This window comes from Pseudomonas farris (genome assembly GCF_019145235.1).
GTDB classification, from domain to species: Bacteria; Pseudomonadota; Gammaproteobacteria; order Pseudomonadales; family Pseudomonadaceae; genus Aquipseudomonas; species Aquipseudomonas farris.
In genome coordinates this window covers 288,520-303,699 of sequence record NZ_JAHSTV010000003.1, presented here as the reverse complement: position 1 = coordinate 303,699, position 15,180 = coordinate 288,520, and the positions used below count along the sequence as shown (strand labels likewise).

Here is a 15,180-nt window from a genome sequence, read left to right as displayed (position 1 = left end):
GCGCATTTCGCGCCGCGCATTAACGGGGAGGTAGCTGCTGCAAGCGTTCGAGGATGTCGAGCACCACCATCCGCGGCGGCCGCTCATCGGTTTCCACCACCAGGTCGGCGATTTCCCGATACAGCGGATCACGGATCGCCAGCAAGTCCCGCAGGGTCTTGGCGGGATCGGCGGTGCGCAGCAATGGCCGATTGCGGTCGCGGGCTGTTCGGCCGACCTGCTGCTCAACAGACGCATGCAGATAGACCACCCGACCACCGGCGTGCAGCGCTCGACGGTTGGCTTCGCGCATCACCGCGCCACCACCGGTCGCCAATACCACGCCATCGAACGCGCACAGCTCGGCAATCATCGCCTGCTCGCGGTCACGAAAACCCGGTTCGCCTTCCTTATCGAAAATCCACGGGATATTGGCGCCCGTGCGCAATTCAATTTCCTTATCGGAATCTTTGAATGGCAGGCGCAGCTCTTTGGCCAGCAAACGGCCGATGGTGCTTTTACCAGCCCCCATCGGTCCAACAAGAATCAAATTTCGCACAGAATCAATGACTCACAGCAATCGCCTGATTGTTCATGATACGCGGAGTGAGAAATACCAGCAGCTCGGATTTTTTCTCCGAAACCACGTCACGCCGGAAAAGGCGGCCAAGATACGGCACATCACCGAGAAATGGCACCTTATCTACAACCTTGCTCTGAGTATTTGAGAAAACCCCACCAATGACGATGGTCTCGCCGTCGTTAACCAACACCTTGGCGTTGACCTCGTTTTTCTTGATCGGCGGCACATCCTGCACTTTGTTCAGGTAGTCCGGTTCGTCCTTGGTGACTTTGACCTCCATGATGATGCGATTGTCTGGAGTGATCTGCGGGGTCACTTCCAGGGACAGCGAAGCTTCCTTGAACGACACCGAGGTGGCGCCGCTGGAGCTGGCTTCCTGATAGGGAATCTCGGTGCCCTTGAGGATTTTCGCGGTTTCCTTGTCGGACGTGACCACCTTGGGCTGCGAGACGATTTCCCCGTTGCCGGTTTTCTCCATGGCCGAAAGCTCAAGGTCCAGCAGCACATTGTCGGTAATGAAGGCGATGCCGATCCCAGAAGTATTGGCAGAGGTCCCCAAGTCGACGAACGGCGAGTTGGTACTGGTGCTGCCCGGCGTACCAATGGTGGTCGAAGAGCCGTTGACCCCGGATGTGTTCCAGTTGCCCTTCTGCACCGAACCACCCCAGCGTACGCCAAGACTTTTGTCGTAATCGACGTTGGCCTCGACGATACGCGCCTCGATCATCACCTGACGCACCGGAATATCCAATTGCGCAACGATACGACGCAGTTCGTCGAGGCGATCCTGGGTCTGGTAGGCAATGATGTTGTTGGTTCGCTCATCGACAGTGATTGAACCTCGCTCGTCGACTTTCGCTTCGGCGCTGGTCACTGACTGGAACAGCTTGGCGATATCGGCGGCCTTGGCGTAGTTGACCTGTAACAGCTCGCGACGCAGAGGCGCCAGTTCGGATATCTGCTTCTGCGACTCCAGCTCCTGACGCTCTCGGGCAGCGATTTCATCAGCCGGCGCCACCAGCAGCACGTTACCGATCTTGCGTTTATCCAGACCTTTGGTTTTCAACACCAGGTCCAGCGCCTGATCCCACGGCACATTCTGCAGACGCAACGTGATGCCGCCCTGCACCGTGTCGCTGGCCACCAGATTGAGGTTGGTGAAATCGGCGATCAGTTGCAGCACCGAGCGCACATCGATGTCCTGAAAATTCAGCGAGAGTTTTTCGCCGGTGTAGGCAAAGCGTTCGGTGTTGCGCTTCTGCAAGTCATCGACAGTCATCGGCCGGATGCTGACGGTCAGTTTGTTGTCGGTCTGATAGGTCGAATAATCGAAGGCGCCACTGGGCTCGATACTGATAATGGCCCGGTCGCCCGTGGCGCTGGCGTTGACGAACTGCACCGGCGTGGCGAAATCCTTGACGTCGAGGCGTACACGCAACCGTTCAGGCAGTTGTGTCTTGGTGAAACCGACGATGATTTTGCCATCGCGCTCCTGGATGTCCGGGGCGATGGACGGATCCGACAGATCAATGACCACATTGCCCTCACCCTGGGTACCGCGCTGGAAATCCACGCCCCGAATGGCTTTGCCAACGGGTACATTGACCCTGGCAGGTGCTGGCATCGCTGTGGCTGCGCGCGGTGCGGCGGGGATCGGTTTGGATGCCTTGTTACCGGCCCCTTGCCCGACGACAACGAACAGATTGTTGCCTTCGACGCGGGCATTGTACGGGGCTAATTGAGTCAGGCTGATGATCAGCCGTGTACGGTCCTTGGCCTCCACGACCGTGGCGCTGCGGGCATTGCCGCCGCCCAGGTCCCGATTCTTGTTCGCCAGCTGACTGGTGACCCCCGGCAGGTCCAGCGCAATCCGCGCAGGCTGCTCTGTCGTGTAACCGTGAGGCTGCGGTGGTGGCCCATCGAACGACAACTTCAACTCGACACGGTCACCGGGCAACGCGGCGACATCCAGCGCTTTGAGGTTCGCCGCCACTACCATCGGCGACAAAAACGCTATCCATAGCGAAATACCGAAGGTTGAGAAAATCCTGTTCATTATTCGAGTTCCACTATGAGTGCTCTTTCAAAGGGATGGTTCGCGGCCGTTCCAGCCAGGCACCTTCGCCATCGGGAACGATTTCAACCACGTCAACTTGCGAACCGCTGATGGCGACGATCCGCCCATCGTTACGCCCCAGGTAATCGCCGACTTTCAGCCGATGCACGCCGCCCGCCCCGCGCAATAGCGCAAAGGAGCCAGCTGCATTGGAGATGGTGCCGACCATTTCAAATTGCTCGATGTTGAAACCTTCGAGGTACTGCTTGACCCGGTTGGGGTCGGGTTTGACGTTACGCGAGCCGTGCTTCTGGCCGGCCAGATCGACTCTGACCTGCCGGGAGAACGGGCTACGCAGATTGGCAGCGTTGTAGGTGAATGTCGGGTAAGACCGGAATGTCGGCGTTGGTTCAATCTTGCCGGGGGCACGCAGGCGCACTTCGTTCAAATAGGCGTCCAGGTCGCTGAAATCAGTGTCGCCGCCACAACCGGCCAGGATGACCAGACACATAACCATCGACAGGCAACGAATCGGGCTCATTTCTGCAACCCCTTATCGTTGTAGCGATAGGTCTTGGCCAGGATGCTCATGCGTAACTTCGGACCGCCATCAGGATTGGCCGGCGCCAGGTCGAAGTCATGCAGGGTGACGATCCGCGGCAGCCCGGCCACGCCGCTGACGAAAGTGGCCAGGTCGTGATAGGCGCCGGTGACGGTGATCCGGATAGGGAGCTCAATGTAGAACTGCTGGGTGGCCTCCGGAAGCAGCTTGATTTCTTCGAACTCCAGGCCGCTGCCCAGGCCGGTGCGGGTGATGTCCTCCAGCAGGCCGGGTACTTCGGTGTCGCTGGGCAATTGCCGTAATAGCATGCCGAAGGAGTTCTCCATTTCCTTCATCTGCTGGGTATACAGCTCCAGATTCGCCGCCATATGGGCCTTGGTCGCGAATTGCTCCCTGAGCGTCGACTCTTCCTCGCGCCTGAGTTCCAGGTGGTTTTGCAGATCGCTGATCAAGAAGCTGTAGCCCAGACCCAGCACCAGCACCATCAGCAGGACACTCGCCAGGACCTTGATCGCCGGTGGCCAGGACCCCATGTTGTTGGTATCCAGATCGTTGATGTCGATCTGGCGTAACCCTTCGAACCATTCGGACAGCCTCATTTCACGCCCCCCACAACTGCGGGCTGAGTCTGACGGACGGTCAACTGAAAAACATTGGCCTGATCCAGCTGACCGGCGGTGGTCGCTTTGACTTCCGTGAGGTTGGGCGCATCGAACCAGTCGGAAGCATCAAGATTGCGCATCAGATCCGAAACACGATTGTTGGACTCCGCCGCGCCGGTGATGGACAACGTCTTGCCGACCATTTTCACTTCGGTGAAATAAACTCCGTCCGGCAAAGTACGCGCCAATTGATCGAAAATCCTCCCACTGATCGGCCGGTTGCCTTGCAGGTCCTGAATAATGCGCATGCGCTCGACGAGTTGCTGTCGACGGGCCTTCAGGTCGCTGATCTGTTTAATCCGCTCGTCGACCACGGCAATCTGCTTGCTGATGTAATCGTTACGGGCGACTTGCCGATTAATGGCACTGTTAATGACCTGATCCGCGATCAACAGCGCGCCCACCGACCCCACCAGCACACCGACCAACGCCAGTAAAAAGCGTTTGCGACGCCCTTCGCGCAACTCTTCACGCCAGGGTAAAAGATTGATCCGCGCCATCAGTCGAAACTCCTGAGGGCCAGCCCGCAGGCGATCATCAGCGCCGGAGCATCGCTCGCCAGGGCACCGGCGTTGACCTTGCTGCTCAGGGTCATGTTGGAGAATGGATTGGCAACCTGGGTCGGCGTACCCAGTCGCTGCTCGATCAATCGCTCCAGCCCGGGGACCGAGGCGGTGCCGCCGGCCAGGAGGATGTGATCGACCGAGTTGTACTGGCCGGAGGCAAAGAAGAACTGCAATGAACGCGACACCTGCTGCACCAACGCATCACGAAATGGCTGCAAGACCTCGCTAACGTAATCGTCCGGCAAACCGCCCTGCTTCTTCGCCAGCCCCGCCTGCTCGACGGTCAGACCATAACGACGCTGGATCTCTTCCGTCAGTTGACGGCCGCCGAACAATTGTTCGCGGGTGTAGATAATCCGCCCGTTGTGCAGCACGCTCAGGGTGGTCATGGTGGCGCCGATATCGACCACCGCCACGGTCAGACGCTCCTGAGAAGCGGCCAACTGGGTTGCCAGCAGGCCGAACGATCGCTCCAGGGCATAGGCTTCGACATCGACCACTCGCGCGGTCAGCCCGGCCAGAGCAAGGGCCGCTTCACGGACCTCGACGTTTTCCTTGCGACAGGCCGCCAGCAGCACATTGACCCGTTCGGGGTTACGCGCCGACACACCCTGCACTTCGAAATCGATCGCCACTTCGTCCAGCGGATAAGGGATGTACTGATCGGCCTCGATCTTCAGCTGGTTTTCCATCTCGTCGTCGGAAAGACCGGCATCCATCTCGATGGTCTTGGTGATCACCGCCGAACCGGCCACCGCCACGGCAACGTTCCTGAGGCTGGTTTTAGCCTTGGATAGCACCCGCGCAAGAGCCTGCCCCACGCCTTCGAGCTCGGCGATATTTTTCTCGACCACAGCACTGGCGGGCAGCGGTTCGACCGCATAGGCCTCGACCCGATAGCGGTCGCCCTGGCGACTTAGCTCCAGTAGCTTCACCGACGTGGAGCTGATGTCGATCCCCAAAAGCGTATTGGCTTTTTTATTGAAGAGTCCTAGCACTACCAATTCCCTATGACTATCCGTGAGTTACGGACTCTGTAATATCCATTGCGTTCAATACCCCCCGTCTTGACAGAAGCGCAAATGACGCCCCCGGCGGAAAAATGCTTATAATGCCGAGCGTTTTTTCCGCTTTCACTGCAAGCGCGGGTCATTCTCTGTATAGCCTGAACCCTGATGCCTAATTCATTCTTTGCCCTGGATATCCAAAAGCCTTGATTCGTCTGCTGAAATTTTTCGGTTGGTCCATCGTCGCCGTTTTCTGCGGACTGCTCCTGGGTCTGAGCGGCGCTTTTCTTTACCTTAGCCCCGGATTGCCATCCGTGGAGGCGCTGAGAAGTATTCAGTTGCAGATTCCTTTGCGGGTGTACAGCAGCGACAACAAATTGATCGCAGAATTTGGCGAAATGCGCCGTACGCCAATCCGTTTCGCCGACATTCCCCCCAATTTCATTAATGCGTTACTAAGTGCTGAAGACGACAATTTCGCCAACCACTACGGCGTCGATCCCAGCAGTCTGATGCGTGCCGCTACCCAGCTGGTAAAGAGCGGACACATTCAGTCCGGCGGCAGCACCATCACCATGCAGGTGGCGAAGAACTTCTTCCTGACCAGCGAACGCAGCTTCTCGCGCAAAACCACCGAAATCCTCCTGGCCCTGCAGATCGAACGGCAGTTGACCAAGGACGAGATCCTTGAGCTGTACGTCAACAAGATCTATCTGGGCAACCGCGCCTATGGCATCGAGGCGGCGGCGCAGGTCTATTACGGCAAGTCGATTCGTGACGTCAGCCTGGCGCAGATGGCGATGATCGCCGGCCTGCCAAAAGCCCCTTCACGCTTCAACCCGCTGGCCAACCCGGCCCGCAGCAAGGAGCGTCGCGACTGGATCCTGGGGCGCATGTACAAGCTCGGCAAGATCACCGAAGCCGACTACACCACTGCGATCAATGAACCGCTGAACGCCAGCTACCATGTGCCGACCCCGGAAGTGAACGCACCGTACATCGCCGAAATGGCCCGTGCCGAAATGGTCGGCCGCTATGGCAGCGATGCGTACACCGAAGGTTTCCGTGTCACCACCACCGTGCCGAGCAATCTGCAGGAGATGGCCAACACCGCGGTTCACGAAGGTTTGATGACCTACGATCAACGGCACGGTTATCGCGGCCCCGAGTCACGCCTGCCAGGTAAAACCCGAGAGGCCTGGGCCCTGGAGCTGACCAAGCAGCGGACCATCAGCAGCCTGGAACCGGCGATCGTGACCCAGGTCGAGAAGAACGGCGTGCAGGTGCTGACCCGCACCGGCGAAGAACACGTTGCCTGGGACACCATGAAGTGGGCTCGCCCCTTCCTGAACACCAACAGCATGGGCGCCAATCCGAAGCAGCCGTCGGATGTTGCGCAGGTCGGTGATCTGATTCGCGTGCAGCGTCAGCCAGACGGTTCGCTCAAATTCAGCCAGATTCCGCAGGCCCAGGGCGCACTGGTTTCCCTCGACCCGCAGAACGGCGCCATTCGTTCGCTGGTCGGCGGTTTCGCCTTCGAGCAGAGCAACTACAACCGCGCCATGCAGGCCAAGCGTCAGCCGGGTTCGAGCTTCAAGCCATTCGTCTACAGCGCCGCCCTGGACAACGGCTATACCGCCGCCAGCCTGGTAAACGACGCACCGATCGTGTTCGTCGACGAGTACCTGGACAAGGTCTGGCGTCCGAAGAACGACACCAATACCTTCCTCGGTCCGATCCGCATGCGTGAAGCGCTCTACAAGTCGCGCAACCTGGTATCGATCCGATTGCTGCAAGCGCTGGGTGTCGACCGCACCATCGACTACATCAGCAAATTCGGCTTCAACAAACAGGACCTGCCGCGCAACCTGTCGCTGGCCCTGGGGACCGCGACCCTGACGCCAATGGAAATCGCCACCGGCTGGAGCACCTTCGCCAACGGCGGCTACAAGATCACTCCGTACATCATCGACAAGATTGAAAGCCGCAACGGCGACACGCTATTCGTCGCCAACCCGCCGAGCGTTCCGAAAGGCGTCGTAGCAAGCGATGGCATCGCCATGCCGGCCTCCGACACCTTCACGGTCAACGCCACTCCAGGCGCAGCGCCGAGCGCCCAGCCAGCGCCACAAACGCCAGCCGTGGCCGAGCGCATCGTCGATGGCCGTACCACCTACATCCTCAACAGCATGCTTGAGGACGTGATCAAACTCGGTACCGGCCGCCGTGCACTGGCCTTGGGTCGCAGCGACATCGCGGGCAAGACCGGCACCACCAACGAATCCAAGGACGCCTGGTTCTCCGGCTACAATGCCGATTACGTGACCACCGTCTGGACCGGCTTCGACCAACCGGAAAGCCTGGGCAGACGCGAGTTCGGCGGTACCGTTGCCTTGCCGATCTGGATGAACTACATGGCGGCGGCCCTCAAAGACAAACCGCCCCACACCCAAGCGGAACCCGAAGGCATTCTCAGCCTGCGCGTCGACCCGATCAGCGGCCGTGCAGCCACCCCAAGTACGCCAGGCGCCTACTTCGAACTGTTCAAGGCCGAAGACACACCACCGTCGGTGAACGAGCTGGGTAACGGCAATGTGCCGGGCAGCCCGCTGCCAGCGGACGAGGCAGCGCCGATCGATTTGTTCTGATCCCGTAGCGCAACGCAAAAGCCCCGTTCTTCTCTAGAAGACGGGGCTTTTTGTTGCGCCTGGAATTTGTGCACCGACTGAAACCAGGGTTGCCTGTCAGGCCGCCTTCGCGAGCAAGCCCACATTGGAATGCATACCCCTGTGGGAGCGGGCTTGCTCGCGAAGAGGCCCTCAAAGACACCACAAAAACCGCAGACAATAAAAAGCCCCGACTCGCGAGAGCCGGGGCTTTTGGTTGAAGCGTTACAACGGCTTAGCCGTTGAACACGTCATCCACGCTTTTCAGCGGGTAGTTCTTCGGATACGGCAGGGTCGCCACACCGGTCTCGATCGCAGCCTTGGCCACGGCATCGGAGATCAGGGTGATCAGACGGGCATCCATTGGTTTCGGAATGATGTACTCACGACCGAATTCCAGCTTGATGCCGCCGTAGGCGTCGCACACTTCCTGAGGCACTGGCAGCTTGGCCAGTTCACGCAGGGCGTTGGCGGCAGCCACTTTCATTTCTTCGTTGATGCGCTTGGCGCGAACGTCCAGGGCACCACGGAAGATAAACGGGAAGCCCAGTACGTTGTTGACCTGGTTCGGGTAGTCCGAACGGCCGGTGGCCATGATCACGTCGTTACGGGTGGCGTGAGCCAGTTCCGGGGAGATTTCCGGATCCGGGTTCGAGCACGCGAACACGATCGGGTTGGCCGCCATGGATTTCAGGCCTTCAGCGCTCAGCAGGTTCGGACCGGACAGGCCAACGAACACGTCAGCGCCTTCCAGCGCGTCAGCCAGGGTGCGCTTCTCGGTCGCGTGAGCGAACACAGCCTTGTACTGGTTCAGGTCGTCACGGCCGGAGTGGATCACACCGGTACGGTCAACCATGTAGATGTTTTCGATGTTGGCGCCCATGCTCACCAGCAATTTCATGCAGGAGATGGCGGCCGCACCGGCGCCCAGGCAGACGATTTTGGCGTCAGCCAGGGTTTTGCCAGCGATTTCCAAGGCGTTGATCATGCCGGCCGCAGTAACGATCGCGGTGCCGTGCTGGTCATCGTGGAATACCGGAATATCGCACTGCTCGATCAGAGCGCGTTCGATCTCAAAGCACTCAGGTGCCTTGATGTCTTCCAGGTTGATGCCACCGAAGGTAATGGAGATACGCTTGACGGTGTCGATGAAGGCTTGCGGGCTTTCGGAGTCGACTTCGATGTCGAATACGTCGATGCCGGCAAAGCGCTTGAACAGCACGCCCTTACCTTCCATAACCGGCTTGGAAGCCAATGGGCCAAGGTTACCCAGGCCGAGAATCGCGGTGCCATCGGAAATGACTGCAACCAGGTTGCCCTTGCCGGTGTATTTGTAGGCCAGTTCAGGATCGCGGGCGATTTCGCGTACTGGTTCGGCTACGCCGGGGCTGTAGGCCAGCGACAGATCGCGGGCGGTAGCGGTGGCCTTGGTGAGCTCGACACTCAGCTTCCCTGGACGGGGATGGGCGTGATATTCGAGAGCGGCAGTTTTCAGATCAGACATAGGGGCGTTCCGCTTTTTACTGTTGGACAGACGGACCGCCGAGGATACTCGCCTCGCAAAGTCCTCACAAGACTGACCAGTCACCCCTGTCAAGCGCCCGGCCCTACGACTTTGGGCCAAGAGCCACGGAAAACAAGGGATAGACTGTTCACAATCGATAGAAAAAATGTCTACAACTTTTTCTTACGGCGCTACCAGCAACATCGACGGATCGGTCAGCGGCAGAAGCCAGCGCGCCTGCCCCGGTTTCAACCCACCACGGCGCGAACGATCCACCACCCAGCCACGAGCCTCGATTTGCCTGCCTTTGAGCTTTTCAAGCGATGCGACATCGAATTGGTCCAGCATATTGGGTGCAACCCGCAATACAACCGAATCCTGTAACTCGATCCAAACCCCGCCGCGATTGCGCTGAACCTTGCTCACACGACCGCTGAGCATGGCGAAACCGGACGCGCTGATCTGCTCCGCTTTCAGTACAGGTGATTGTCGCCACAGCCCGAGACCGGCCCGACGAGCACTGCGTTCCGCGGCTTGCTGACAGGCGACCAAATCGACATTCGGTGCCACCGCCACCTGAAAGCCGAGCCCCTCGGCGAGCATCTGCGCTTCGAGGTTGGCACCATCGACGCCATAGACATGGGCCAGAGTCCGGCCGTAATGGTCCTTGCTTTCTTTACCCGGCAGCAAACCGACCTGCCCGTCGCTGGCGGCCACCAGTGCTTCAAGGCGTTTGCGCGCGGCCACGGCGAAAGGCTCGTCTGAACGCCCCTGCTTGCCCAACTCCGGCGTATTCAAACCGATCATGCGCACGCTGCGGCCATCGCGCAGACGCAAGGTGTCGCCATCCACCACCCGCTGCACCGCGGTCGACGTCAGCCCGCTCGGCGCCGGGCAGAAGGCCTGGGCAGCGGAAAGCCAAATCGCGGACACAAAAAAGGCGCCCGCGAGGGACGCCTTTTTCATCAGCAAGGAAAAGCCCATCGGGCCCTTCAACCTTACTCTGCAGCAGCTGGAGCTTTCTTGCCGAAAGCGCCGAAACGGTCTGCGAAGCGCTGTACACGACCGCCAGTATCCAGAGTCTTCTGCTTACCGGTGTAGAACGGGTGGCATTCGTTGCATACGTCGATCGCCAGAGGCTTGGCCAGGTTCGAACGAGTTTCGAACTTGTTGCCACAGCTGCAGGTAACTGCGGTGATTTCGTATGTTGGATGGATATCGGCTTTCATGATGTATTCCTCAGGCTAGCGTGCCGCCACTCAACACCATTGTTGAATACCGCACGTAATTAGGCCGCGGATTCTACCAGACCTTTGCAATCACGCAAGCTGTCGCTTAAACCAGTCGTCTGCTAGGCTCCCGGCCTTCTTCATCGCCCTCTCATCGAGAAAACAATCGCGTGCCCAACGCCATTTTGCGCCTCGCCCTGCCTTCGCCCCTGCGCCGCCTGTTCGATTACCGCGCCCCGGCCGGAGTCCTGCGCGCCCAGTTGCACCCGGGTATGCGCTTGCGGGTGCCTTTCGGTCGGCGAGAGATGATCGGGATTCTGGTAGAGGTCACCGACACCAGCGAAGTACCGCCGGAAAAACTCAAACCGGCTCTGGCGCTGCTCGACGCCACGCCGCCGCTGCCGCCAGCGCTGTTCAAACTGTGCCTGTGGACTTCCCAGTATTACCAGCACAGCCTCGGCGACACCTTGAGCTGGGCTCTGCCGGTACTGTTGCGACAAGGTGAACTGGCCGAAGCACGCCAGGAACGCTTCTGGTCCGCCGCGCCCGGCGCCAGCCTTGAAGACCCGCGCATCGCCCGCGCACCGCGACAGCGCGAAGCCCTGGCGACCTTGGCCCAGCATCCACACGGCGTCGCTCATCAGCTGCTGAGCAAATTGATGCTGAGCAAGGACAGCCTCGATCTGTTGCTGGCCAAGGATCTGGTGCAAGTCGAAATCCGCAAGCACGCGCCCGGTGTGCGCCACGAACACTGGCTGGCGCAACCGGAACTGCCGCTTAACCCTGAGCAGCGCGCCGCTTATGAAGCGATTCGCGCCGGATTCGACAGTTATCACGCGTTCCTGCTGGCCGGCGTTACCGGCAGCGGCAAGACCGAAGTCTATTTGCAGCTGATCCGCGAAACCCTCGAAGCTGGCAAGCAAGCTCTGGTGCTGATCCCGGAGATCAACCTCGGCCCGCAAACCCTGGCGCGCTTCGAGCAGCGCTTCAATGCGCGCATCGCGCTGATCCACTCCGCAGTCAATGACCGCGAACGCCTGGAAGCCTGGCTGGCGGCGCGGGATGGCGAGGCCGACATTATTATCGGTACCCGTTCGGCACTGTTCACGCCGATGAAGAACCCGGGCCTGATCATCATCGATGAAGAACACGACGGCTCTTATAAACAGCAGGAAGGTCTTCGTTACCACGCCCGCGATCTGGCACTGGTCCGCGCCCGGCAGGAAAACATCCCGATTGTCCTCGGATCCGCCACCCCTTCGCTAGAAAGCCTGCAAAATGCCTACACAGGTCGTTACGGCCTCTTACGCCTGAATGAGCGGGCCGGTGGCGCCAAGCAGCCGCGTTTCCTGCGTCTGGACGTGAAAAGTCGCCCGCTGGACAGCGGCATTTCCGGGCCGATGCAGCAAGCCATCGGTCAGACCCTGGCCGCCGGCCAGCAGGTGCTGGTGTTCCTCAACCGACGAGGGTTCGCCCCGACGCTGCTCTGCCACGACTGCGGCTGGATGTCTGAATGCCAGCGCTGCGACGCGCGAATGACCGTGCACCAGCGCTCTGGCGAACTGCGTTGCCACCACTGTGGCTACGTCGAACGCGTGCCTCGGCATTGCCCGAAGTGCGGCAAGGTCGATTTGCGGCCCGTGGGCGCCGGTACCGAGCGCGCCGAAGAACGCTTGGGGATTCTGTTTCCGGACGTGCCGGTGCTGCGGGTCGACCGCGACAGCACTTCACGCAAAGACGCGATGAATCAACTGTTCGCCACCATCCAGAAAGGCCAGCCATGCATTCTGGTCGGCACACAAATGCTTGCCAAAGGTCACCACTTTCCTCGGGTAACGCTGGTGTCGATTCTGGATGCCGACGGCGGACTGTTCTCCGGCGACTTCCGCGCCAGCGAACGCATGGCGCAGCTGATCGTCCAGGTCGCCGGGCGCGCGGGGCGGGCCGAAGAGCCGGGCAAAGTGATCATCCAGACGCATTTGGCAGACCATCCACTGCTGGTGCAACTGACTGAGCAAGGCTATTTCGCCTTTGCCGAACAGGCGTTGAGCGAACGCCGCTCCGCAGGGCTTCCGCCGTTTGCGCATCTCGCGCTGCTGCGGGCCGAAGCACATAAACCGGGGCAAGCCGAAGGCTTCCTTGATGAGGCGTGCAGCGAGGCCGAGCGTTTGCTGGCCGAGCAGAATCTGACCGGTATCGAGTTGCTGGGGCCAGTGCCGGCGCCGATGGAGCGCCGAGCCGGGCGATATCGTGCACAGTTGTTGCTGCAAGCGACGGCCCGGGCACCGCTGCATCGATTGCTGAGCAGTTGGTTGCTGGTTTTGGAGCAGATGCCGAGTGGGCGGGCGGTGCGCTGGTCGCTGGATGTCGATCCGGTCGATTTGTATTGAATTCAAGATCGCTATCGCGGGCAAGCCCGGCTCCCACAGGGATCTGCGTTGTTCACATGCTCTACGTCCTACCACTTACCCTGTGGGAGCGGGCTTGCCCGCGATAGCGGCCGAATTGTCACCACATATCCATAACCTGCCCGCTATAGTTGGCAAGCCCGTCTTCGCCACGGATAATACCCAGTTTTTCCACTAGCGCATCGAAGCGCCGCCGCGTTTGCGGTCGACAGAGAACACCATGAAAGACACCATTCGCCAGCTGATCCAACAAGCCATCACCCAACTCGTCAACGAAGGTGTGTTGCCTGAAGGCCTGTCGCCGGCGATCCAGGTGGAAAACTCCCGTGACAAGAAAAACGGCGACTTCGCCAGCAACATCGCCATGATGCTGGCCAAGCCTGCGGGCATGAAACCCCGTGACCTGGCCGAGAAAATCATCGCCGCGCTGCCGGCTGACGAGAACGTCTCCAAAGCTGAAATCGCCGGCCCTGGCTTCCTGAACTTCTTCCAGAACACTCAAGCCCTGGCGACCCGTCTGGACGCCGCGCTGGCCGACGACCACATCGGCGTGCGCAAGGCCGGCCCGGTGCAGCGCACCGTGGTAGACCTGTCGGCCCCGAACCTGGCCAAAGAAATGCACGTCGGCCATTTGCGTTCGACCATCATCGGCGACGGCGTGGCCCGGGTTCTGGAATTCCTCGGCGACGAAGTGATCCGCCAGAACCACGTTGGCGACTGGGGCACCCAGTTCGGCATGCTGATGGCTTATCTGCAGGAAAACCCGATCACCAGCGATGAGCTGTCGGACCTGGAAAACTTCTACCGCGCCGCCAAGCAACGCTTCGATGAATCCGAAGAATTCGCCGACCGCGCCCGTGGCCTGGTGGTCAAGCTGCAAGCCGGCGACCCGGACTGCCTGGCGCTGTGGACCAAGTTCAAAGACATCTCGCTGTCGCACTGCCAGAAAATCTACGAACTGCTGAACGTCAAACTGACCATGGCCGACGTAATGGGTGAAAGCGCCTATAACGACGACCTGATCAACGTGGTCAACGACCTCAAGGCCGCCGGCCTGCTGGTCGAAAGCAACGGCGCCCAGTGCGTGTTCCTCGACGAATTCAAAAACGCCGACGGCGACCCGCTGCCGGTGATCATCGTCAAGGCCGACGGCGGCTACCTCTACGCCACCACCGACCTGGCGGCTGTACGCTACCGCAGCGGCGTGCTGAAGGCCGATCGTGCGCTGTACTTCGTCGACCAGCGTCAGGCCCTGCACTTCCAGCAAGTGTTCCAGGTCGCGCGCCTGGCCGGCTTCGTGACCCATCCGATGGAAATGGAACACATGGGCTTCGGCACCATGAACGGCGCCGACGGCCGTCCGTTCAAGACCCGTGACGGCGGCACCGTGAAGCTGATTGACTTGCTGACCGAAGCCCAGGAACGCGCCTACACCCTGGTGAAGGAGAAGAACCCGACGCTTGCCGAAGACGAGTTGCGCAACATCGCCAAGGTCGTGGGCATCGGCGCCGTGAAATACGCCGACCTGTCCAAGCACCGCACCAGCGACTACAGCTTCAACTTCGACCTGATGCTGAACTTCGAAGGCAACACCGCGCCATACCTGCTGTACGCCTACACCCGCGTGGCCGGTGTGTTCCGCAAGCTCGGCAAAGACTTCAGCGAAGTCGAAGGGCAGATAGTCCTCGAAGCCGCCCACGAACATGAACTGGCGGCGAAACTGGCGCAGTTCGGTGAAATCCTGAATAACGTGTCCGACAAAGGCACGCCGCACATCCTCTGCACCTACCTGTACGATGTCGCCGGCCTGTTCTCCAGCTTCTATGAGAACTGCCCGATCCTCGGCGCCGACACCCCGGCGCAAATGCAGAGCCGCCTGCGCCTCGCCGCGCTGACCGGTCGCACTCTCAAGCAAGGCCTGGAACTCTTGGGTCTGGAAACTCTGGAGCGTATGTAAG

12 protein-coding genes are annotated in these 15,180 nt (G+C 60.0%); 3 read left to right on the top strand and 9 right to left on the bottom strand.

What is annotated here, in order from left to right:
• Nucleotides 1-19: 19 nt before the first annotated feature.
• From aroK to KVG95_RS07660, 6 genes are read right to left on the bottom strand one after another with little or no spacing between them, the layout of a single operon-like run.
• Nucleotides 20-538, bottom strand: a complete 519-nt coding sequence (aroK, locus tag KVG95_RS07685; protein ID WP_052965071.1) for a shikimate kinase AroK — start codon at nt 536-538, stop codon at nt 20-22.
• A gap of 4 nt (nt 539-542) precedes the next feature.
• On the bottom strand, nt 543-2,618 hold the full coding sequence (locus KVG95_RS07680; protein ID WP_217855400.1) for a type IV pilus secretin PilQ: 2,076 nt from the start codon (nt 2,616-2,618) through the stop codon (nt 543-545).
• Nucleotides 2,619-2,631: 13 nt separating this feature from the next.
• Entirely contained in the window at nt 2,632-3,159 is a 528-nt protein-coding gene (locus tag KVG95_RS07675) for a pilus assembly protein PilP (RefSeq protein ID WP_217855398.1), read from the bottom strand.
• Entirely contained in the window at nt 3,156-3,779 is a 624-nt protein-coding gene (gene pilO, locus KVG95_RS07670) for a type 4a pilus biogenesis protein PilO (protein ID WP_217855396.1), read from the bottom strand. Before pilO ends, KVG95_RS07675 begins: the two co-directional genes overlap by 4 nt.
• Nucleotides 3,776-4,342, bottom strand: a complete 567-nt coding sequence (locus tag KVG95_RS07665) for a PilN domain-containing protein (RefSeq protein WP_052965067.1) — start codon at nt 4,340-4,342, stop codon at nt 3,776-3,778. Before KVG95_RS07665 ends, pilO begins: the two co-directional genes overlap by 4 nt.
• Entirely contained in the window at nt 4,342-5,406 is a 1,065-nt protein-coding gene (locus KVG95_RS07660) for a pilus assembly protein PilM (protein WP_123499947.1), read from the bottom strand. Before KVG95_RS07660 ends, KVG95_RS07665 begins: the two co-directional genes overlap by 1 nt.
• Nucleotides 5,407-5,624: 218 nt before the next feature.
• On the opposite strand from KVG95_RS07660, the gene KVG95_RS07655 reads away from it, so the two are divergent.
• Nucleotides 5,625-8,063 carry a penicillin-binding protein 1A gene (locus tag KVG95_RS07655; RefSeq protein WP_437180787.1) on the top strand — a complete coding sequence of 813 codons (2,439 nt, stop codon included), beginning with the start codon at nt 5,625-5,627 and terminating at the stop codon, nt 8,061-8,063.
• Nucleotides 8,064-8,316: 253 nt separating this feature from the next.
• Here KVG95_RS07655 and KVG95_RS07650 read toward each other — a convergent pair whose 3' ends face one another.
• The 3 genes from KVG95_RS07650 to rpmE form a co-directional block, all read right to left on the bottom strand.
• Nucleotides 8,317-9,585: a malic enzyme-like NAD(P)-binding protein gene (locus tag KVG95_RS07650; RefSeq protein ID WP_007899225.1), complete on the bottom strand. Its 1,269-nt coding sequence runs from the start codon at nt 9,583-9,585 to the stop codon at nt 8,317-8,319.
• A gap of 183 nt (nt 9,586-9,768) precedes the next feature.
• Nucleotides 9,769-10,569 carry a thermonuclease family protein gene (locus KVG95_RS07645; RefSeq protein ID WP_217855392.1) on the bottom strand — a complete coding sequence of 267 codons (801 nt, stop codon included), beginning with the start codon at nt 10,567-10,569 and terminating at the stop codon, nt 9,769-9,771.
• A gap of 14 nt (nt 10,570-10,583) precedes the next feature.
• Complete coding sequence (gene rpmE, locus KVG95_RS07640) at nt 10,584-10,814, bottom strand: 50S ribosomal protein L31 (RefSeq protein ID WP_007899231.1); 231 nt, start codon at nt 10,812-10,814, stop codon at nt 10,584-10,586.
• 170 nt (nt 10,815-10,984) lie between these two features.
• Between rpmE and KVG95_RS07635 the strand changes: the two genes are divergently transcribed.
• Together KVG95_RS07635 and argS are read left to right on the top strand one after the other, a co-directional pair.
• Nucleotides 10,985-13,204, top strand: coding sequence for a primosomal protein N' (locus KVG95_RS07635; protein WP_217855390.1), 2,220 nt, complete (start codon nt 10,985-10,987; stop codon nt 13,202-13,204).
• 238 nt (nt 13,205-13,442) lie between these two features.
• Nucleotides 13,443-15,179, top strand: a complete 1,737-nt coding sequence (argS, locus tag KVG95_RS07630) for an arginine--tRNA ligase (RefSeq protein WP_052965061.1) — start codon at nt 13,443-13,445, stop codon at nt 15,177-15,179.
• The last annotated feature ends 1 nt before the right edge of the window (nt 15,180 follow it).